The 21,347-nt window shown below is 35.2% G+C and carries 15 protein-coding genes, 3 tRNA genes and 1 riboswitch; of the genes, 7 read left to right on the forward strand and 11 right to left on the reverse strand.

Features of this window, described 5'->3' with window-relative positions; genetic code table 11:
• Positions 1 to 20 precede the first annotated feature (20 nt).
• On the reverse strand, positions 21 to 1,157 hold the full coding sequence (locus C8C84_RS09245) for an ABC transporter substrate-binding protein (protein WP_121313303.1): 1,137 nt from the start codon (positions 1,155 to 1,157) through the stop codon (positions 21 to 23).
• A gap of 263 nt (positions 1,158 to 1,420) precedes the next feature.
• Positions 1,421 to 1,689, forward strand: a riboswitch (cobalamin riboswitch).
• Positions 1,690 to 1,769: 80 nt separating this feature from the next.
• Between C8C84_RS09245 and C8C84_RS09250 the strand changes: the two genes are divergently transcribed.
• Entirely contained in the window at positions 1,770 to 3,722 is a 1,953-nt protein-coding gene (locus C8C84_RS09250; protein ID WP_121313305.1) for a TonB-dependent siderophore receptor, read from the forward strand.
• 104 nt (positions 3,723 to 3,826) lie between these two features.
• Here the strand turns inward: C8C84_RS09250 and C8C84_RS09255 are convergent, their stop codons facing one another.
• Both C8C84_RS09255 and C8C84_RS09260 read right to left on the reverse strand, forming a co-directional pair.
• Complete coding sequence (locus tag C8C84_RS09255; protein WP_158592562.1) at positions 3,827 to 6,061, reverse strand: T9SS type A sorting domain-containing protein; 2,235 nt, start codon at positions 6,059 to 6,061, stop codon at positions 3,827 to 3,829.
• 123 nt (positions 6,062 to 6,184) lie between these two features.
• Positions 6,185 to 7,603, reverse strand: a complete 1,419-nt coding sequence (locus C8C84_RS09260) for a S41 family peptidase (protein ID WP_121313309.1) — start codon at positions 7,601 to 7,603, stop codon at positions 6,185 to 6,187.
• 121 nt (positions 7,604 to 7,724) lie between these two features.
• Between C8C84_RS09260 and C8C84_RS09265 the strand changes: the two genes are divergently transcribed.
• From C8C84_RS09265 to C8C84_RS09280, 4 genes are read left to right on the forward strand one after another with little or no spacing between them, the layout of a single operon-like run.
• A complete protein-coding gene (locus C8C84_RS09265) occupies positions 7,725 to 8,234 on the forward strand; it encodes an RNA polymerase sigma factor (protein ID WP_121313311.1) in 510 nt (169 codons plus the stop codon).
• A complete protein-coding gene (locus C8C84_RS09270) occupies positions 8,221 to 8,667 on the forward strand; it encodes a hypothetical protein (RefSeq protein ID WP_121313314.1) in 447 nt (148 codons plus the stop codon). The genes C8C84_RS09265 and C8C84_RS09270 overlap by 14 nt, the downstream gene beginning before the upstream one ends.
• Before the next feature lie 17 nt (positions 8,668 to 8,684).
• Positions 8,685 to 9,224 (forward strand): DUF4252 domain-containing protein, encoded by a 540-nt coding sequence (locus C8C84_RS09275; RefSeq protein WP_121313316.1) that lies wholly within the window; start codon positions 8,685 to 8,687, stop codon positions 9,222 to 9,224.
• Between the two features lie 6 nt (positions 9,225 to 9,230).
• Positions 9,231 to 9,767: a DUF4252 domain-containing protein gene (locus C8C84_RS09280; RefSeq protein ID WP_121313318.1), complete on the forward strand. Its 537-nt coding sequence runs from the start codon at positions 9,231 to 9,233 to the stop codon at positions 9,765 to 9,767.
• A gap of 61 nt (positions 9,768 to 9,828) precedes the next feature.
• On the opposite strand, the gene C8C84_RS09285 is transcribed toward C8C84_RS09280, so the two are convergent.
• The 7 genes from C8C84_RS09285 to C8C84_RS09315 all read right to left on the reverse strand — a co-directional run bounded on the left by C8C84_RS09285 (position 9,829) and on the right by C8C84_RS09315 (position 13,931).
• Positions 9,829 to 10,272: a sterol desaturase family protein gene (locus tag C8C84_RS09285; protein WP_121313320.1), complete on the reverse strand. Its 444-nt coding sequence runs from the start codon at positions 10,270 to 10,272 to the stop codon at positions 9,829 to 9,831.
• Positions 10,273 to 10,276: 4 nt separating this feature from the next.
• The gene (locus C8C84_RS09290; RefSeq protein WP_121313322.1) at positions 10,277 to 11,116 is read right to left on the reverse strand and encodes a phytoene/squalene synthase family protein; all 840 of its coding nucleotides are present in this window, start codon (positions 11,114 to 11,116) and stop codon (positions 10,277 to 10,279) included.
• Between the two features lie 2 nt (positions 11,117 to 11,118).
• On the reverse strand, positions 11,119 to 12,579 hold the full coding sequence (locus C8C84_RS09295; protein WP_121313324.1) for an NAD(P)/FAD-dependent oxidoreductase: 1,461 nt from the start codon (positions 12,577 to 12,579) through the stop codon (positions 11,119 to 11,121).
• 48 nt (positions 12,580 to 12,627) lie between these two features.
• Positions 12,628 to 13,524: a MerR family transcriptional regulator gene (locus tag C8C84_RS09300; RefSeq protein ID WP_121313326.1), complete on the reverse strand. Its 897-nt coding sequence runs from the start codon at positions 13,522 to 13,524 to the stop codon at positions 12,628 to 12,630.
• 112 nt (positions 13,525 to 13,636) lie between these two features.
• Positions 13,637 to 13,718 (reverse strand) — tRNA-Leu (locus tag C8C84_RS09305).
• A gap of 41 nt (positions 13,719 to 13,759) precedes the next feature.
• Positions 13,760 to 13,832 (reverse strand) — tRNA-Lys (locus C8C84_RS09310).
• 26 nt (positions 13,833 to 13,858) lie between these two features.
• A tRNA-Lys gene (locus C8C84_RS09315) sits at positions 13,859 to 13,931 on the reverse strand.
• A 127-nt stretch (positions 13,932 to 14,058) separates the two neighbouring features.
• On the opposite strand from C8C84_RS09315, the gene C8C84_RS09320 reads away from it, so the two are divergent.
• Positions 14,059 to 14,577, forward strand: coding sequence for a shikimate kinase (locus tag C8C84_RS09320; RefSeq protein WP_121313328.1), 519 nt, complete (start codon positions 14,059 to 14,061; stop codon positions 14,575 to 14,577).
• Here C8C84_RS09320 and C8C84_RS09325 read toward each other — a convergent pair.
• Positions 14,569 to 15,066, reverse strand: a complete 498-nt coding sequence (locus C8C84_RS09325; protein WP_121315021.1) for a phosphoribosyltransferase family protein — start codon at positions 15,064 to 15,066, stop codon at positions 14,569 to 14,571. The genes C8C84_RS09320 and C8C84_RS09325 overlap by 9 nt on opposite strands.
• Before the next feature lie 435 nt (positions 15,067 to 15,501).
• Here C8C84_RS09325 and C8C84_RS09330 point away from each other — a divergent pair, with 435 nt between their 5' ends.
• Positions 15,502 to 21,330 carry a fibronectin type III domain-containing protein gene (locus C8C84_RS09330; protein ID WP_158592563.1) on the forward strand — a complete coding sequence of 1,943 codons (5,829 nt, stop codon included), beginning with the start codon at positions 15,502 to 15,504 and terminating at the stop codon, positions 21,328 to 21,330.
• The last annotated feature ends 17 nt before the right edge of the window (positions 21,331 to 21,347 follow it).

The following is a 21,347-nucleotide window of genomic DNA, read 5'->3' on the forward strand; positions in this document are numbered from 1 at the left end:
TTAATCTGTATATCCGGGTTCTATTTTAACTTTTCAAAAAAGAAAGGTTGGTAACTTGGCAACAAGTCAGGATGTAAAATTTTGACAATGTCTTTCAACACAATATCGGGTCGGTTGGGTGCCAATTCATAATACAAAATCCCGCCTGTTTTTCCTTTTTTGCCACTGAACGAATATACATTTTTATTTTTGAATGCGGCAAACTGCGCGTAGTGTGGATTAACATCCGTCATTTCTTTTAAAGTAGCAAATTGTCCAGAAGTAATCCAAATATCAGCGTTTTGAGCTTTTTCAAAAACGGTTTCAAAGGATAAAGACAAACTTCCGGTTCCGCTGGTTTCTTGCCATAAATAATGGCCTTTGGCTTCTTTGAGTAACAAACTTCCCCAGCTCGTACCTTTGGGTAAATACCAACGGTCTTCAAACATGTCACCGGCTAAAATAGTTGGAGTAGTGGTAGCCATTTTTGCCATCTCGATAGTCTTTAGATAATCTTCTTCAATTATGGTAAAGAGTTTATTGGCTTCTTTTTGTTTACCGTATAACGCTCCGAAAAATTTAATCCATTCGGCTTTGCCTAAGGGTGTTTCTTCATTCCAATCGCCATTGAGCATGACTTTCAAACCACTTTTTTGTAAGTTATCTAAAGTCGGATTTTTGTTGTCAATACCGTAACCGATAATCACATCGGGTTGTAAATTGAGAATGACTTCGGTATTTAAATCGTGGTTATTACCGAGTTCTTTGACCTTTCCGGCATCAATTCGCGCTCTCACTTTTTCGGAAGAGATATAATCTAAATGCGGAAAACCAATTAAGCTATTTTCTTCATTCAACATTTCCAATGATGGAATATGCGTGGTGGAAGTCACTACGATGTTTTTAATCGGAACCGAAATGGTAATGTTTTGTTGCAAACTGTCCGGAACAATTCCGTTTTTTTCTTTAAGAATGTATTTATAGGTTTTAGTAGCTTTTGGCCAAGGGTTTTGAACCGTTACTACGGAATAGCCATCATAAGTTTGAATGGAAAAACCTTTGGCATATTGGACGGTATTTTCAGGAGAAATAGTCGATACTGATTTCGAATCGTTTTTGCATTGCAGAAATAAAACAGAAATAAATATGAGCAGTATGGCTTTATAAAAGGTTTTCATCAAATTGTTTTTGCAAAAGTATAAGATTGTTGCTTACAATTACATCTCATGTAACATTTGATACAAAACCAAATAATGATATATTGTATTTTTATCTCAAAAATTAAGTCATGAGAGACAATTCTAATTCTTTTATGTACCTCGTTGGCGGTATTATTCTACTTCACTTTTTGGTCGGATTTATTTGGTTGATTGTCAAGTTTTCTAAGAAAAAAGAGAAATAATTTTTACAACTTCTTGTTCAAGTTTCTTTTATTCTTATACCTTTGCACCCGAATTAAGGTTGCGATTTCTGTTTTTCAAAATCGCATTAAAAGGGAATTTAGTGAAGAATTACGAATTGATAATTACGAATTAGGAATTAATCTAAATCTAATTATCTAAAAATCTAACATTCTAAATCTAAAGCTGTTCCCGCAACTGTAAGCTATCAAGCTTGTTGTTATCTACAACACCATTGTTCCGATATAGGGATGAGAAGGTCAACAACAAGACGCAAGCCAGGAGACCTGCCTATTTCATCGAGTAACAAACTTTCGGGACAAAAGGTTTGGGTATGGGTAAATTCTATGCTTTTCTCCCAAGATTATCAAATTATTGTTGAATTAAAAAATGAAAAAAACAGTTAGAGCAGTAGCTATTTTGGCTTTGCTAAACACTTGTGCTTATGCGCAAGAACAGGATTCTACCAATGTGAATCGATTGAAAGAAGTGGTCATTTCTGACACCAAATTTGCGCAGCGCCAAGAAAAATCAGGAAAAATTATAGAAGTGATTTCGGCTAAGGATTTAGAGAAAAAGTCTGGGCAAAGTTTGGCCACGGTTTTATCCCAAGTAACCGGCGTTGAAATCAACGGAAACCAATCGGCAAATGGGAAAAACTTAGGGTACTACATTCGCGGTGGTAAAAACAGACAAGTTTTAATCTTGATAGACGGAATTCCGGTGACAGATGCTTCGGGTATTAGTTTGGAGTATGATTTGCGTTTGCTTCCGGTAGAACAAATAGAAAGAATTGAGGTCATGAAAGGTGCGGCGAGTACACTTTATGGAACCGGTGCCGCAACCGGAGTGATTAATATCACTTTAAAAAAATCGACTAAAAAAGTGATTGAAGGCAATGCTTACCTTAATATTGGTTCCAATAATACTTCTGATAATGAAAAGTATAACGGACAAGATTTCAACCAAGGGATTTCGGTAAACGGAAACTACAAAAGAGTCAATTACTTTGCCGGATTCAACAGTACCGAAACCGGAAATATGTCTCAAATTGCTTCGCCAAGCGAATCGGTGGAATATGAAGATGACCGATTTTCAAGACAAAATGTGATTGCTAAGTTTGGTTATAAAGCGACTGATAAATTGACTTTAGATTTCTTTGGAAACTATGACAAGTTAAAAAATGGCTTTGACTTAACTTTTGACAATACCGGTTTTAATGATACTAATGTGAATACCACTACTTCAGAGCAAGTTCGTTTTGGTTTTTCTCCGAAATTCAAATACAACAAAGGTGAGTTTGTGCTCAACTCTGGTTTTACCAGAATTGCTCGTGATTATAGTGAATTGAATACTTTTTCAGGCACAACTGATTATTCTTTGTACGAGTCGAGAAGTGTGGTTGTTGATGGTTTTAACAAATACAATATCAGCAAAGATTTAACCGTAATTCTGGGTGTGAATTATCAATTTAATGATATGTTGGGGCAAACTCCGTTTTCAACTATTGATGAGAAAGCGACAAAGTTCAACATTCTTGACGGTTACACGACTTTGGTGTATGGTTTTGATTTTGGTTTGAACATAAATGCCGGAGCGAGATTGAACAATCACAGTGCGTATGGTAATAATTTTGTGTACAATTTTAATCCGTCTTATAATTTCAAAACAAGCTTTCCTTTGAAATTAGTGGCTTCATATAGCACGGCTTATATTACGCCAAGTTTGTACCAATTGTATTCAGAATATGGCAATGCCGAGTTAACGCCGGAAAAAAATGCAACACTTGAAGCAGGTTTTGAAACGCAATTGTTTGATAAAAAAGTGAAATTGGATGCGGTGGCTTTTTATCGTGATCAAACCAATTCGTTTGATTTCTTTTTTGACAACAATACGTTCGAAGCTTATTATGTGAACATTGATGGGAAAAACAAAGCCAAAGGAGTTGAAACCGAAGTAACTTTTGATTTGACTTCTAAATTAAGGGTTAATGCCAATTATACTTTTACGCAAGTGGACAAAGCATTAGATCGATTGATTCCAAAACACAAAGTCAATGCAGGTCTTGATTTTCAACCAACGCCAAGAACTTTATTCAATGTAAATTACCAATATTTTGATGCTAGAAACGACGCGTTTTTTGATGGCAATACTTTTGGTACTACCATTGTGAAATTGGATTCATACCAATTGGTAAATGCTTTAGCAAAATATGAATTAATCAAGAGCCGATTGACTGTTTTTGGTTCGGTTACTAATATTTTAAACGAAGAATTCGTGGAAAATATCGGTTACTCCACTCGAGGAAGAAATTTCAAGTTGGGGTTGAACATTGTTTTGTAGTAGTGTTATACACTTTATATAATTGTGGTGAAAAGGCTAACTTTGAGGTTAGCCTTTTTTGTTTTTATTGCTTTGAAGTGTAAAGATTTTTTGAGGTGAAAAAGTTATTCTTTAATCAATTTAGTATGCATTGTTCCGGTTTCGGTATCTATTTTTAGTATGTAATTACCGTTTTTCAAGCCACTTAAATCTATTTTGTTTTCAATAACGGCATTAGAACTTACTATTCTTCCGGCAACATCATATACTGTAATTTTCATTACATTTTCTGTTGTATTGAAATGTAATATATCTTTAACCGGGTTGGGATAAAACCTTATACTTGGAAGTTCGTTTTGATTAATTTCTAATGGGTTTTGAATTGTAGTTGTATAATTGTTGGTTACTATGGGAAAATTATAATCAAAATAAATATTGACTGAATTGCTAAAAGAATTTCCAACAACTAAATTTGGTTTTGTTTTAATTTTAAAAGCCACATAGCCATCGTTAGTAGCATCATCAAAAGGCAGATTGATGTTTTCAAAGATAAATTCTACTCTATTGGTGTTTGATATTCTGGTCTCAAATGAATGGCTTCCACTTATTGGAGTCAGTGAATTGACATCAAATCTGTTGGTGTCTATAATATCTTTTACCACTATATTTTGAGCTTCTGCTGTTCCGGTATTTTCAAAACGAATAAGATAATGAACATATTTCCCTACCATATCGGGCGGTATTGTTGAGCCTTCTAAACACGTCTTGTCATTCGGGTCAAAAGAATTACGGACCAGTTGTTTGAGATAGAAATAATTATCTGGGGTAAACTCATCATCACTCAAAGGAGTAATTTCGGCATTTAAATTTAATTGATCGTCGGCATTTACGGGTGGTATTTGAAAAGGAGAATTCAATTGCATTGAAAAAAGTATTTCTCTGGTTTCAAACGGTTGTAAATTGCTGTAATTCCAAATGATTTCAGTAGCATTTGAGCTAAAAACCGTTGGATTAGAAGAGACTAAATTCTGAACTATTCCATTGGTATTGTAATTAAATTTTATAGTTCCATCGACAGTTACATTTCCATTGTTTTTGTAAACCAATTTGTAATTTCCAATAAAACCAGGAACGGCAAAATTTAAAGGGATTAAAATAACCTCTACATCTTTATGGATTCCATTGGGTGTAATACAAAAGTTTCTTATAGCAGGCGATGCTTGAGTTGGAAATGTAACCGTAGCAGTTGTTGGACTTACATTAAAATAGTTTGGGTTATATCCAATCGGAGTTAGCGTAAAGGTGCCTGTGCCGACCGGAATAGAATAATTTCCGGTGCTGTTGGGTATTAATGTACTGGTTATGCTTCCAAGTGAGAAGTTAATCTTAAAATTTGGGTACACCGAATCTGAAACAGTACAGCCATTATTGTTGACATCAAATCGATTATTTCCTTGTATCGTATAATAAGTACCTCCTGGAACAAAAGTACAATACGTATTAATTTCAAAATTGGGAGAATACAGACTAACGTTAGAGGTTACGCTATTTATTTCAAAATCATCGCAGCAAACATATCGGATGTTGGTGTTGCCATTTAAACCTACATTTTCTGTTCTTCCATTTTTTATAAGTATGGCTTCTAATGGAGTGTTATTGATTAAACTTAGGTTTAGCAATGCAGTACACTGATTCGCATCTACAAAAGTTAATTGATTGTAACTGGCATAAATATATTGTAAGTAACTGCAGCCTGTTAATGAAATTGATGTCAAGGCATTATAGCTACATTGTACACTTTGCAAATTTTGCAATCCATCTAAATTTAAACTGGTTATTTGATTGTTGTTACAGTGCAAAGCATTCAAATTTGTTAATCCCTGAACATCGATGGCCGTTAATTGATTATATGTACAGGCCAGAGAAGTCATATTGGTTAATCCGGATACATTTATAGAAGTTAAATTATTGTTGTTGCACCCAATACTTTGCAATTGTGTGAACGAACTAAAATCGGCATTGGTTAGAAAGTTATAATTAAAGTTAATCGCTTCAAGGTTGGGACAATTTGTTATAGAAAAACCGGTAAGGTTACAATAGTTTGCCGTCAACGATTCTAGATTTACCAAACCATTTAAGGTTAAAAAACCGATGCCGTTTGAAGTACAATTAAAAGTGACTAAGTTAGTAAAGCTATTGATGCCTTCTATTGAAGCAATATTATAAGGTTCTAAATAAATATAGCTTACTTGTAAAGCTTCGCTCACTTGAATTTCACCATCATTATTTGAATCAATTTTGAAATAATTCCCCAATAAATTTTTAGCTATTTGATTGTTATAATTAGCAGATATGAGCATAGCTTTAAAATTTGCATTAGGTATCGACACTATTTGTGCATTACTTAAGAGGCTAATTAAGAGTAAAATAAGGAGTATTTTTAATTTCATGTGGTTAGGTTTTTGATTTTCTACGCGGGTTTATTATTTCCTTTCCACATACATTTCGCTTCTCAAAGGATTAATTGCTTTGGCATCAGTAAAGTCGCGTTCTATGAAGTTTGGTACTTCCGGTAAACGTTTGCCACTAGCAATGATTTGATTGATAGCTGCATTTAATAATGGCTCGTCAACGTTGCCTAAAATCCCTAAGTTTCCTAAGTTTTCCGGTAGTAAAGTCGTTGGGATAATTCCGGCAGTATAATCGCCAAAACCATTTTTATCCACGATTTTCAATACTATAGGCTGCATGGCATATTTATGTCTTGGGTTTACATCTTGTTTGGCAAAAGTAGGTGAATCATATAAAGTCACTGAACCTACATTTTTTCCGGTAGTAGTGTCACCAATTTGTACCACATTAATGTAAGGTTTCAAACAATTAATTACCAATTCACTTGCCGAGGCCGAAGAATTAGAGGTTAAAATGTAAACTTTATTCAGATTTAAGCTATTCAATCCACCTACGAATTTGTTAGTCAAACTTCCCGGATTGTTGCTTTCAAAATAGGCTTGTGCTTTGGCATTCCATTGTTGTTTGGCAAATGGTTGTCCGGTAAATTGTCCTGTAATCATACTCGCCAATTTGGTAGCTGTACTTACAGAACCGCCTGAATTGTAGCGCAAATCTAATACCAAATCAGTTACATTTTGTGCTTGAAAATTGCCAAACGCCGCATTCAATTGGTTTTCATAACTGGAATAAAAACCGTTGTACATCAAATATCCGACGTTGTGTGCGCCTTGATTGATTACGGTACTTAATAAAATAGGATTCTCAGCCAATGGCGTTTTGGTCAAAGTAACGGATTGGCCATTAGGCGTAATAGTAACAAAATCATTACTGTCTATACTATAACTGGCCAAGTTAATCGTGTAGGTTTCATTACTACTAAATAAGAGTGTTCGATAATTATCATCGGTCAATGGAATTCCATTAACTGCATAAAAAACATCACCACGCTGAATGTCTTTAGTAGCAGCATCAGAATTCGGAATAATATATCTAACCCAACCAAATACATTAGTAGTGCCATTGATGTGCTTTAAACCATAATCCATTCCATTGTTCAAAGTGTTTCCTGAAAGAACACCTTCTAAAACATCGTAATCACTGTAAATTACACTAAATCTATCAATGGAATTGTTAACACGTAAAGCACTAAATAAGCCTTCCGGAGTTTCAAAATCTGCTAAAAAATCATTTAAATCAGTTTGATTGGCAAATCGGTCATCCGCTAAATCAGGGACGTCTTCTTGCCACAGATAGTATAAGTTCATGCCTTTCCAAACAAAGTCTTTTACAGCAAGTTCACTAGGAACAGCATTGTCATCCATATCTTCACATCCCGAGGGAAGCACAAAAAGGAATAACAAAAAAATGGTTTTCAATAAGTTTTTCATAGCAGCTTTTTATTTAATAAACGTAAATTTACTAAGTTTAGATTAATAATTGTAATTTGTTTGTAACAAATAAAATTATGAGTCGTCTTGACCCTATAACCATTAACCAAGGATAGTTCCAATGAACCAAAATGAGTTTATGCTACTCGTGAATCCGTTTAAGGATAAAGTCTTTCGAATGGCGAAGCGATTGCTCGTTAGTACGGAAGAAGCAGAAGATGCCACTCAGGAAGTTTTGGTGAAATTATGGAACAAAAATGAAAGTCTGGATGAATACAAAAGTGTTGAAGCTGTCGCAATGACAATGACCAAAAACTATTGTTTGGATCAATTAAAGTCGAAACGCGCCAGCAATATGAAGATTGTGCACAACAATTTCACCGACAGAGAAGCCGGTTTACAACAAAAAGTAGAAGATCGTGACACTTGGAATTGGGTAGAAAAAATAATGAATAACTTGCCAGAACAACAAAAATTGATTGTTCAAATGCGTGACATTGAAGAAATGGAGTTTGAAGAAATTGGCAAGATATTAGAAATGAATGAGTCGGCTATTCGCACGGCTTTGTCAAGAGCAAGAAAAACGATAAGAGAAAACATGATAAAAACACATCATTATGGCATTGGATAACATAGAAAAATTATTAGAAAAATACTTCGAAGCAGAAACCACTATAGCCGAAGAAAAAGAGTTGAAAAACTATTTTGCTTCTTCAGATGTTGCGCAGCATTTGGAACAATTCAAACCTATATTCGGTTATGCTATACAAGCAAAACAAGAGCAGTTTATCGCAACGATTCCGTTAAACACTAAGAAACGCAAAAGCGTAGTTTGGTTATCAATTGCAGCGTCTGTAGCGGTTTTGTTGAGTGTGGGTTTATTTACCTTTAATCATTATAACCAACCTGTATCAGAAGATTTAGGAACGTATGATGATCCTGAAGTTGCTTTTAGAGAAACCCAAAAAGCCTTGGCTTTGATTTCTAAAAGTGTAAATAAAGGCATCGAGAGTATGGAATATTTAAATGAATACGAACAATCAAAAAACAAAGTTTTTAAATAAAAAAAAATCAAGAAATCATGAGAAATTTAATTTTAACATTAGTAGTAATATTATCAACGAGTACCATTTTTGCTCAAACTGTTTTTGATAAATTTGACAATCAAGACGATATTACGACAGTAATTGTCAACAAAAAGATGTTTACTTTATTGAGCAAAATGAAAGTGGAAGATAAGGAAACCCAACAGTATGTCAATTTGATTAAAAAATTAGACAACTTAAAAGTATTTGTAACTACCAACGACAAGAAAGCAGATGAGATGAAATTGGTATCTGATAAATATGTTAAAACATCTGCTTTAGAAGAATTAATGCGCATCAACGAGAAAGGAAAAAGCGTAAAAATTTATGTAAAATCCGGTGCGACTGATTCACAAGTGAAAGAGTTGTTAATGTTTGTAGAAGGCAGTGGCAAAGAAGAAACTGTTTTGATGTCATTAACAGGCGATTTTGATCTGAACGAACTTTCGGTTTTGACAGAAAAAATGAAATTACCGGGCGGCGATGATTTAAAAAAAGCTTCTAAAGGATCAAAAGGCCCGAAAGGCGCAAAATAATAAGATATGAAACTTATTTATTTCATCGCAATGTTAGCTTCAATGTTGTTGCTGAGTTGCAATAGTGAACCAAGTCTTCAAAAGTATTTTGTAGAGAAGTCAGAGGACAAAGATTTTGTTGCCCTTGATGTATCCCCAAATATTATTAATGTTGACAAAGCTAAATTAACTTCTGACCAAAAAACAGCTTTGGAATCATTTGATAAGATGAATATTTTAGCTTTCAAATTAGATGATAAGAACAAAGCGCAATACGAAGCTGAAAGTAAAAAGCTAACACAAATATTAAAAGGCAAAGAGTATCAGGAGCTAATGAAAGTGGGTTCAGGTAAAGATGGTGCTTCAATCAGTTTTGTGGGAGACGAGGATAATATAGATGAGTTTATTTTATTTGGTAAAAAGAAAGACAATGGTTTTGCCGTTGTGAGGATTTTGGGCAATGACATGAATCCGAATAATATTATGAATATGATTTCCATCTTGCAATCTGCCAATATTGACATGGACCAATTAAAGCCTTTAGAAGCTTTGATGAAAAAATAAAAAATGATTTTACTGAGGTTAATAGTTAAAAACGAAAAGTCCCGATTTACTCGGGACTTTTTTATTTTTTAAAGTATTTAAACGGAACAACGAGCATTCCAAAACATTCCCCTTGTTCTTTGCCAATATGTTTGTGGTGCATTTTGTGCGCCCTTCTAACAGCTTTTGCATAGCGATTGTTGGCATTTCGGAACAATTTAAACCTTTGGTGAATAAAAATGTCATGAACGGTAAAATAAGCTAATCCGTAAGCAAAAATTCCTAGTCCGATTGCTAAACCAATTTCGAGTATGTTGTTTTGCCAAAGTAAAAAGAAGCCAATGCTAACAACGGCATAAAAAATAAAGAAAGCATCATTGCGCTCGAACCAAGAATCGTGGTCTTTTTTGTGGTGATCAGCATGTAAATTCCAGAGAAAACCATGCATAATGTATTTGTGACTAAACCAAGCCATAAATTCCATGAAGCAAAATGTAGCAAAAAAAACTATAATGTGTAGGAGCATAATTTTATAATAAGTTTAAACGATAATTGACATAACATCGAGCTAAAAGTCCAAATTTTTCATAATCAGGTACTCGGATTCTAGTGTTTTTGATTTCCATCGAAGGTGTTTTTTTCAACTTAGACAGCAATTTTTTATAATACACATAAGCCGTATATACGCCAAATTTAGCCTCTAAAGGTAATTTTAAAATCCCTTCAAATCCCGCTTGAAAATCGGCTTCTATTTCTTTGATGATTTCATTTTTGGAATGTTCATCTAACTTTGATAAATCAGTATTTGGGAAGTAAGTTCGATTCAAATCTTCATAATCAGCTTTCAAATCTCGCAAAAAATTCACTTTCTGAAAAGCAGAACCCAATCGCATAGCCGAATGTTCTAATTCAGTAAACTTTTTATTATCGCCATTGACAAACACTTTCAGACACATCAAACCAACCACATCGGCTGAACCATAAATGTATTCATTGTATTCATCATAGGATTTATATTCGGTTTTATGTAAATCCAATTTCATACTTTTCATAAAAGCCGCAATCATGGTTTGGGGAATATTGTATTTATGAACTGTATGCTGAAAGGAATTTAACACCGGATTCAAACTGATTTTGTTCTCTAAAGCATTCGCCAAATCCTTTTCAAACATATCAAAAAGTTGTTCTTTATTGTAATCGTGGAAAGTATCTACAATTTCATCGGCAAAGCGAACAAACCCATAAATATTATAAATATCCTGACGAATGCTCGGCGCTAACATCTTTACGGCTGCCGAAAAAGACGTGCTGTATGATTTAGTCACGTTTCTACTGCAATCGAAAGATATGGTGTCAAAAATTGATTTCATGTTTATAGATTTTTTTGAATGAGTTCGGCAACAAGTTTTCCTGAAATTAATGATGGTGGAACACCAGGTCCGGGAACGGTTAATTGTCCGGTAAAATAGAGATTTTTCACCTTTTTACTTTTCAATTTGGGTCTTAAAAAAGCAGTTTGCAGTAAGGTGTTGGCAAGTCCATACGCATTCCCTTTATACGAATTGTAGTCTTTTATAAAATCATTTACGCAAAACGATTCTTTAAAGATAACATTGTTTTTTACAGTTTGTTGTGTCAGTTTTTCGAAACGCGTAATTATTTTTTCAAAATACAAATTTCTCAATTCGGGAGTGTCTTTTAGTCCGGGTGCAATAGGAATTAAGAAAATCCCGGCTTCATTACCTTCGGGAGCTGTATTGTCATCTGTTTTCGAAGGGAAACTAGCATAAAATAAAGGTTCTTTCGGCCATTGTGGTGTGTCATAAATGGCTGCTGCATGTACATCAAAATCTACATCAAAAAATAAGGAATGATGTTCTACATTTTCAATCTTTTTGTCAAAACCAACGTAGAATAAAAGTGATGACGGTGCGAAAGTTCGTTTTTCCCAATATTTTTCAGAATACGCTCTGTATTTTTCATCTAATAAAGTCTCCGTATGATGGTAATCGGCACCGCTCAAAATGACATCTCCTTTTACCGTTTTTCCATTAACTTTTATAGCGGTAGCTGAACCGTTTTCGACTATAATTTTTTCAATATTGGCATTGGTATGAATTACCACGCCTAATTCTTTGGCTAATTCTTCCATAGCTAAAATCACACTGTACATTCCGTTTTTTGGATGCCAAGTGCCCAAACCAAAATCGGCAAAGTTCATAAAACTATAAAACGATGGCGTATCAGAGGGCTTAGCTCCAAGGAAAAGTACGGGAAATTCGAGAATTTGGATTAGTTTGGTATTGTTAAATCGGCGACGAATGTCTTTAGAGATGTTGCCAAAAAATTGATTGACTTTTTTTGCTGTTTCCAAAGTAACTAATTCCATAGGGGAAACGCCAGGGCGATAAACCAAATCTTTGATGGCTATGTTGTAATTACTCTGCGCTTCTTTCATAAAGGAAGCTAATTTTTGACCGCTGCCTTTTTCAATTGCTTCAAAAGTGGTGATGATTTCCGGAAGATTATCAGCGATGGTTACAAATTCGTTAACACCAAAATACACTTGATAAGCTGGAGAAAGTTTAATTAACTCGTAATAATCGGAAGGTTTTTTGCCAAAGTCGGCAAAGAATCTTTCGAAAACATCGGGCATCCAATACCACGTTGGTCCAATATCGAAGGTGAATCCGTCTTTTTTTAATTGTCTTGCTCTTCCGCCAATCGTTGCGTTTTTTTCGTACACTGTTATGTCACTTCCTTGTTGAGCAAGATAGCATGCAGCTGCAAGTGAGGAAAATCCGGAACCGATTATTTTAATTTCTTTTTTCATATTTGTTTAACAAAAGTATGCAAAAGTTAAACAAAATAAAAGTTTTGTTTATATATTTTCAACTAATTCTTTAATCGAACTAAATGTAGTGGTTTTTTCTGTAATTAATTTGATATCAATATTTTCAATCATTCGGCCAATTAGCCACAAATTGGAAGATTCGTCCAAAACTTCTTGCTTTAAGGTTTTGATATAATTATTGATTTCAGATTTATTAGGTTCTACAGTCATGTAACACAAGTAGGTGATATTGTCAAAGTGTTTTTTCATATCTTTTAAACTGTCAATCGGAACGCTTTCCCCCAAATAGACAGTTTTGTAACCTAAATTTAAAATTTCATAGTTCAAATACATTAACCCCAATTCGTGGATTTCATTCATGGGTAGATATAATACAAAAACTCTGTCGGGTTGTGTTGGTTCGAGGGTTTGAACTTTTTCTGTATTGGTTAATATTTTTTGTTTGATGAGGTATGAGATAAAATGTTCGTGAGCTGGTGTGATGGTATCCGTTTGCCAAAGCAGGCCTATTTCCTGAATTAATGGTATAAAAACTTCATAGAAAATTTCTCTGAATGACTTTTCTGAAAGTAATTTGTTGTAAGTAGTAAAGAAAAGTGCCTGATCAAAATTCATCATTGACATTTTAAAAGAACTAATTGCATGATGTTTAGCACTTTTTTCAGAAATGATTTCATTAACTAATTGCGGGATTCTTTCTGTTGAAAGTTTTGATATTTTAGAAATTTTGTAACCGTAATTGTGTAATAACGTTATGTTTAAGAGCTTTTGTAGGTTGCTTAAATCGTAGAGACGTATATTGGTTTCGGTGCGCATAGGTTCAAGTATGCTATATCTTTTTTCCCAAATTCTAATTGTGTGAGCTTTAATTCCTGAAAGATTTTCCAAATCTTTGATACTAAAAACACTTTTAACGTTGTTCATCTTTTGTTTGAATTAGTTAAACAAAATTAATAAAATAACTTTACCAATGTCTTTTTTGGAAATAAACTTTATAAAAAAAGAGCAAATCCAATAGAATTTGCTCTTTTAAATGTGACCACGATCAGATTCGAACTGACACGTCTTGCGACACCACCCCCTCAAGATGGCGAGTCTACCAATTTCTCCACGTGGCCTAAAACAAAAAAAAGTCAAACAATAGCTGTTCGACTTTTTGTGACCCGACTGGGGCTCGAACCCAGGACCCCATCATTAAAAGTGATGTGCTCTACCAACTGAGCTATCGAGTCTTTAGCATCAAAATAAAGAAAAATTGTGACCCGACTGGGGCTCGAACCCAGGACCCCATCATTAAAAGTGATGTGCTCTACCAACTGAGCTATCGAGTCTTTTTCTTTTCTTGAATGCGGGTGCAAATATAAGACCTTATTATTTATATTTCAAAGCAATTTTATTATAAATTTGGCTTTTTTTAGATAAGGGTCTTAATGGCTTAATTTATAAGGTTTTATTGTAATGCGAAAAATTGTTTTAGTAGGGTATATGGCAGTTGGAAAGTCAACTATTGGCAAATTGATAGCCGAAAAAAGACAAATGAAATGGCTTGACCTTGATCAAATAATCGAAAAAAATACTAATTTATCTGTAGCAGCTATTTTTAAAGAAAAAGGTGAAATCTTTTTCAGAAAGCAGGAAAATCTAGAATTAAAGAAACTTTTGGACAGTAATGAAAGTCTTGTTATTAGTACCGGTGGTGGAACACCTTGTTATTCTAATAATCATTTACTTCTAAATGGCGAAAATGTGGTTTCTGTCTATCTCAAAGCTTCAATTGAAGAGTTGTATAAAAGGCTTAGTAGTAATAATGGCGACAGACCTTTAATCGCCAACCAATCGGAAGAACAACTCAAAGAATTCATCGCCAAAAATCTATTTGACAGAAGTTATTATTACAATCAGGCTACTTTTAAAGTCGATACCGAAAGTAAAACACCGCAAGCCATTGTGAGTGAAATAGTAGCTTTGTTAAACTAGGTAAGCATAATTATTGTTTTCCTCAAATACCACATGAACATGTTCTTTGGAAGAGGTAGAAAGCGATATCCCTTTAAAGTCAGCTTTGACGGGAAATTTTTTGTGATTTCGGTCTATTAAAACTACGGTTTTGAACTTTTTAATAGGCACTTCTAAAAAATGCTTTACCCCATAAACCAGTGTCGTTCCCGAGTTTAAGACATCATCAACTAGGACTAAGTTTTTGTCATTATATGTTTCTTTGGTAATTGAAGTAGCTATTGGATTAAACGGATTTTGCTTGTCAATTTTGACTTCACACAATACGATATTGATATCAGATATGTCTTTTAGAATCACACCAATTTTTTCAGCCAAGAGGTAGCCATTGTTGGTAATACCAGCCAATACAATTTCTTTTTCACCAGCAAAGGTTTCATATATTTGATAGGCAATACGTCTTATTTTATGTTCAATTTCTTGGTGGTTGAGTATGATATTTTGCCCCATGTTTTTTTTTTCAAAGATAGAAAACACTTTGTTTTTTTTCATTATTATTAAATAATTAAGGTGACGAATTAGTTTCTAAGCTGTTTTTGTGATTTATTATCTATATATATTTGTCATTTCAAAATAAAATGTAGCTTTATTATTATTTTATTTGGACAATTCTCTCTATATGTATAGGAATTGTATGAGTGCAAAGCTACTAAATACCAATACTTTTTAATATTTTGATGCTTTATTTCAAAAATTAGATTTTTTAAACTTTTTTTTAGAAACTTTTCACATAAATTTACCGACTGTAAAATGCTTGTTCACCTCTTTAATTATTTAAAAAACAAACGATTGAAGTTTGGTGCTTAGTGTTTTTTTTTTGAATGTTTCGCCTTGAATCAAAATATGTATATGATTGCCAAAACAAACAAAAAAAATTACTTCTCTGTGAAAAAACTTTTAGGTCTTTTTTTTACAGTGATGTTCTTTTTTTCTCTCTCTCAACGATTAAATGCCCAAGTTAGCACCTATAATTTTAGTGAAGTAAGTGCAACTTATACGGCGCTTACTTCACCTTCTGTAGCTTATACTGCACCTTGGGATGATCATACAACCGGTGCAGCTTTTCAAGCAGCTATTGGCTTTAACTTCAGCTATAATGGCGTTACCCAAACTCAATGTTACATTAGTCCCAATGGTTATATTTCTTTCGGAGTGCAACCAATATTCAATTCTTATTTGCCGTTAAGTGTAGCTACAGTTTTTACTAATGGCGGAACTATAAGTGCGATGGGAATGGACTTGATATCAACAACCGATGATATTACTTACAATACCATAGGTAGTGCGCCCAACAGAGTTTTTGTAGTGGAATGGACCAATGCCAGAAGAAAATCAAATACCGGAAATTTTAACTTCCAAATCCGATTGTTAGAAACCACTAATGCTATTGAACTTTCCTACGGTGTTTGCGCTCCTGATGATTTGACGGTTTTAAATGCCCAAGTCGGGATTCGTGGGGTTTCGAATGTCTTTTTACAAGGAGAAGTTCAAAACAGATACCAGACAGGAGTTAATACCAATGCTCCTTGGTTAGGGAAAACAGTTAACGGTACGGCCAATTCCAATACAGTTAGAACCAGTATAGCCGAATACCCTAATAACGGACTCAAATACACTTATACACCTTCTTTACCTTGTACAACACCTACCGGAGTTCCTACTGGTTTTGTAATTGGGAATACATCCGTGACTGCAACAGCTTTTATTGGGAATAGTTTTACGGCTGCAAGTCCGGCTCCCACTAATTACTTAGTCTTAAGGAGCACTACCAATGTGCCACCATCAGCTGTCCAAATTCCAAATCGAACTTATTGGGCGGTTACCAATGTGATTGCGGGAACTTACACGGTAGTTAGTGTTACTAATGCAACGTCGTTTGCACAAACAGCTTTGTCGCCAAATACCACCTATTATTATTGGGTTATACCTTATAATGCAGGATGTCTTGGTGGCCCTTTTTATAACTTGAGTGCTATGGCTTCGGCTTCCAATACTACTTGCGCTGCATCACCAACCGGATTGTCAGCTTCAACCGTAGAAGGAAATTCTTTTACTGCTTCATGGACTGCGGTGTCTGGTGCTACCAATTACATAATAGATGTTTCAACCAACAATACTTTTACAGCCACACTTCCTGCTTATTCAGGTGTTTCAACAGCAGGGGCAACTGATTTTGCAGTCTCTGGGCTAAATCCTTTGACCACTTATTATTATAGAGTACGTGCCGTGGGAATCAACTGTTCAACAAATAGTACAACCGGTTCGGTTACTACGCTTTGTGGTGCATTTCCAATACCGTATTTTCAAAATTTTGATACTACACCTGTTAATGGATTACCTACTTGTTTTACCATAACTAATGACAATGCAGATGCCGTGTCTTGGAATGTACAGAATAGTTTAGCCGCGTCAACACCTAATGCATTTCACTTAGCAACTAATACAGCTATAGTCACTAATGATTGGTTTTTCACAGCTGGACTAAATTTAACCGCAGGGGTAACTTATCGTTTAAAATTCAAGTACAATACCCAAAGTGCCGGGACATATTCCGAAAACTTAAGAATTCGTTTAGGTACAGGTCCATCAGAAGCTACAATGAATAATACTATATTGGATTTATCCAATATTATCAATACGGTATACCAAACCGCAACCGTCGATTTTACTCCGGTGACTAATAACGTTTTTTATCTTGGCTTTCAAGGGTATAGTTTTGCCAACCAAAGCAAAATAATGATTGATGATATTAGTGTTATAGTATCACCAACTTGTTTTGAGCCAAATAATCTTATAATCAGTGCAGTTGGAAGCAATTCGGTAGGGATAAGTTGGACAGCATCCTCACCGGAACCTGCCAATGGATATGAATACTATGTCAGCACTTCAAATACTACTCCAAGTGGATCAGTAACACCAACCGGCTCTGTAGGTATGGGTATAACGGCTGTGACTATTTCAGGACTGACTCCAGCGACACTATATTACGTGTGGGTTAGAGGAAATTGTAGTAGTAGTGATAAAAGTGTTTGGAGTAACATTGAAACTTTTAGTACAGATTGTGCAGCGGCAACTTCTTTGACAGTTACCAATGGTACACTTTGCGGAGGAGGTTCAACCACTTTGCAAGCAATAGGAGCACCGGGTTCAACTATTGAATGGTATGCAGAATCAACAGGAGATACGTTGTTATTTACAGGTAATAATTATATCACGCCAACACTAGGTGCCACCACTATCTATTACGCACAATCCCGAGCACCGGGAGGATTGGTAGGATTAGGTCCAATATCACCGTTATTACATGGAGGTGCTCTCGCTCCCCAATTAATTCAAACGTTTGTAAGCTTTTCAGTTACTTCAGCAACCACGTTGCAATCATTTGATATTTATCCGATGGTTTCTGGACAAAACGGAACTATAGTGGTTAGAAATGCTTCTAATGTTCAAATAGCTTCCTATAATTTTGTTACCAATGTCGCCGGTGGAAATACGCCACAAACTATTGCTTTAGCACTTAGTTTAACTGCAGGAAATTATTTTGTTTATTTTGAAACACTACCTGTTGCAGGTTTAATGGCTAATATTGACAATACTCTATACCCATATACTTCTTCTTTAGCTAATATAAATGGAAATGGTTATGACAATACTTTTTTCCTGTATGCTTACAATTGGAAGTTTTCAAATATTTGTCGTTCGTTACTGACTCCAGTAACTGCAACAGTCATTACTCCTCCGGCAATAGCTTTCAGTAGTTCGTCCTCAGTAATTTGTCAAGGAGAAACAACAGCGTTGGTTACTGTTTCTGGTGCAACGTCTTATGATACTTTTACTTGGAATACAACTGTTGGGCTTTCTGGTTCAATAGCGGCCGGATTTGCATTTAATCCAACAATTACAACTACTTATAACTTAACGGCATCACAATCATCAGGTAGCTTATGTACCTTGGTAATATCTTATACTGTGACAGTTAAGCCTGAACCACCGGGCATAAGTATCGTTCCGGCTTCGGCAACTATTTGTGATGGGGCAATACAATCTTTAAATGCAAGTTTAGCGGCTTCAACCCCGGTTATTATTTTTAATGAAAATTTTAATTCGCCTACCGATAACTGGATAAAAACCAATGCCTCAACCGGTGGGATTGTAGCCAATGCAGCTTGGATTTTAAGGCCAAGTCCATATTCTTATACCAGTTCATATTGGAATATTAATATGAATAGTAATGATGTTTCACAGTTTTATTTTTCTAACTCTGATGCTCAAGGAAGTCCAGGGACTAATAGAACATTAACTTATTTAGAGTCTCCTTCAATTAATTTGTCAGGTTATACAAGTGCTTCATTGAATTTTTACCATTATTTGAGATACTTTCCTGGTAACAAAGCTAGGGTTGAAGTTTCTATAGATGGAGGTGGCACTTGGACTATTTTAAACAGCTTTCTAGCTAATCAAGGGTCTGCATCAAATTTTGTCAATGCTACTTTAAGTATGGATAGTTATGTTGGTAATTCAAATGTTAAAATCAGATTTTTATTTGACGCCACATGGGATTTTGGTTGGGCAATTGATAATGTCACAATCACCGGTGTTTTAGCCGTAGAAGTGACTTGGGCGCCACCAACAGAATTATATTTTGATGCGGCAGCTACTACAGCTTATATTAGTGGTACACCAACCGGTACCGTTTATACCAAACCAACGACTACAAGAGTTTATACCGGTAGCGTTGTTGGCGCCAATGGTTGTTCAGCCAGTGTTTCAACAACTGTAACTGTCATTCCGACTCCAATATTAGGTGTGTTGTCCGGCAGTCAGGAAGTATGTGCTACTTGGTTGGCCTCTGATTTAACTTTAACCGGTTTTTCAGGTGGAAATATAGTGCGCTGGGAATACGCTACCGACGCAACCTTTACGTTTGGTTTGACGCCAATTACTAACACAACTTCCACTTTAACCGGTGCGGCAATTGGGACTTTTGCCGGAACGCGTTATTATAGAGTGGTCTTGCAGAGTGGCACTTGTCCGGTGGTTTATTCAAATTCAGTTTATGTTGTTTATCCTTCTACTACTTGGGATGGAGTGACATGGAGTAACGGTACACCTAACTCAGGACTGAGAGCCATCTTCAATGGCGGCGCTACAACTTTTTCTTCTGTGAGTGATATAGAAGCTTGTTCGATTGAGGTAATATCGGGAACTGTAAACATTAATTCTGGACATACATTAATTGTTCAAAACGATGTGAAAGTAACCGGTGGTTCGTTAACTTTTGAAAATAATGCGAGTTTAGTGCAAATCAATACGCTAAATAATAATGGTGTGGCTTTTGCTAATAGTGGCAACATTACCTATAAAAGAGTCAGCACACCAATCAAGAAGTTTGACTATATTTATTGGTCAACTCCTGTAAGTCCACAAACTTTGATGGACTTTTCACCAGCCACTACTTTGTTTTTCTCTTATGATCCGGTTGTAAACAATTGGGCTTATGCTACTAGTACTATTCCAATGATTCTCGGAAAGGGCTATCTGATTCGAGCTCCAGATGTTGCGCCTTTTAATGTGTCCACACCAAACAATTACCTTGGTTCTTTTATTGGTGTGCCTAATACAGGAAACATAACAATCCCTATAGTGGGTGGTTCCAATCAATTTAATCTTATCGGTAATCCTTATCCGAGTGCTTTAGGGGCAAATGCCTTTTTATCTGATCTTGCAAATGTGCCAGTAATCGATGCGACAATTTATTTATGGACGCACAATACGCCAATCACAAATAATAATTACAACGCCGCTGATTATGCCATGTACAATTATTCTGGTGGTGTTGGAACCGGTACAGCAGCTTTGAATCCCGGATTGAATAGCAGTGTACCTAATGGTAAAATTGCCTCCGGTCAAGGTTTTTTTGTAAAAGGATTATCGTCAGGCAATATAATTTATAAAAACAGCATGAGATTGGTAGGGGATAACGATCAGTTCTTCAGAATGAACAATCCTTCTAACAGTGAGTCTGCCATTGAACTGGAACGTCACCGTTTTTGGTTGGATATTTATAATGATGAGGGTGCTTATAAGCAAATGCTAATCGCCTATATTGAAAACGCGACCAATAGCGGAATCGACAGAGGTTTTGACGGCGAAATGGTAGATATTGGAAATCCGGTGACGCTTTACACACCTCAGGAAGATAAAAAACTATCTATTCAAGGACGCGCATTGCCATTTAATGAGACCGATGTAATTCCGATTGGGTATAAGTCCAATTCGGCTACTGCTTACCAAATTAAACTATCCGCTTTTGACGGTTTATTCGATACTCAGTTTATTTATTTAGAAGATACAACGCTTAACATTATCCACGATTTAAAAGCCTCTAATTATCAGTTTACCACAGAAGCAGGTACTTTTGAAGAGCGATTCAAAATCATATTTACCAATAATGCTTTGGGTATTGACAGTCCAACCCTGACTTCCAACCAAGTAGTTATTTATAAAAATAACGACCATAATTTTGTTATTTTAACTGGTAACGTTCTTATGGAATCGGTAAAAGTATTTGATGTCAGAGGTCGTTTATTGATAGAGCAAAAAGGAATCAATGCTACTCAAACTATTGTAAGCAGCGGATTGGCTAACGAAGTACTGCTTATTCAAATTACCTCTACCGATGGAGTGGTTGTAACTAAAAAGGTTATTCGATAGTCTTTAATTTACGGAAA

The organism is Flavobacterium sp. 102 (assembly GCF_003634615.1).
In the GTDB taxonomy this organism is placed as follows: domain Bacteria; phylum Bacteroidota; class Bacteroidia; order Flavobacteriales; family Flavobacteriaceae; genus Flavobacterium.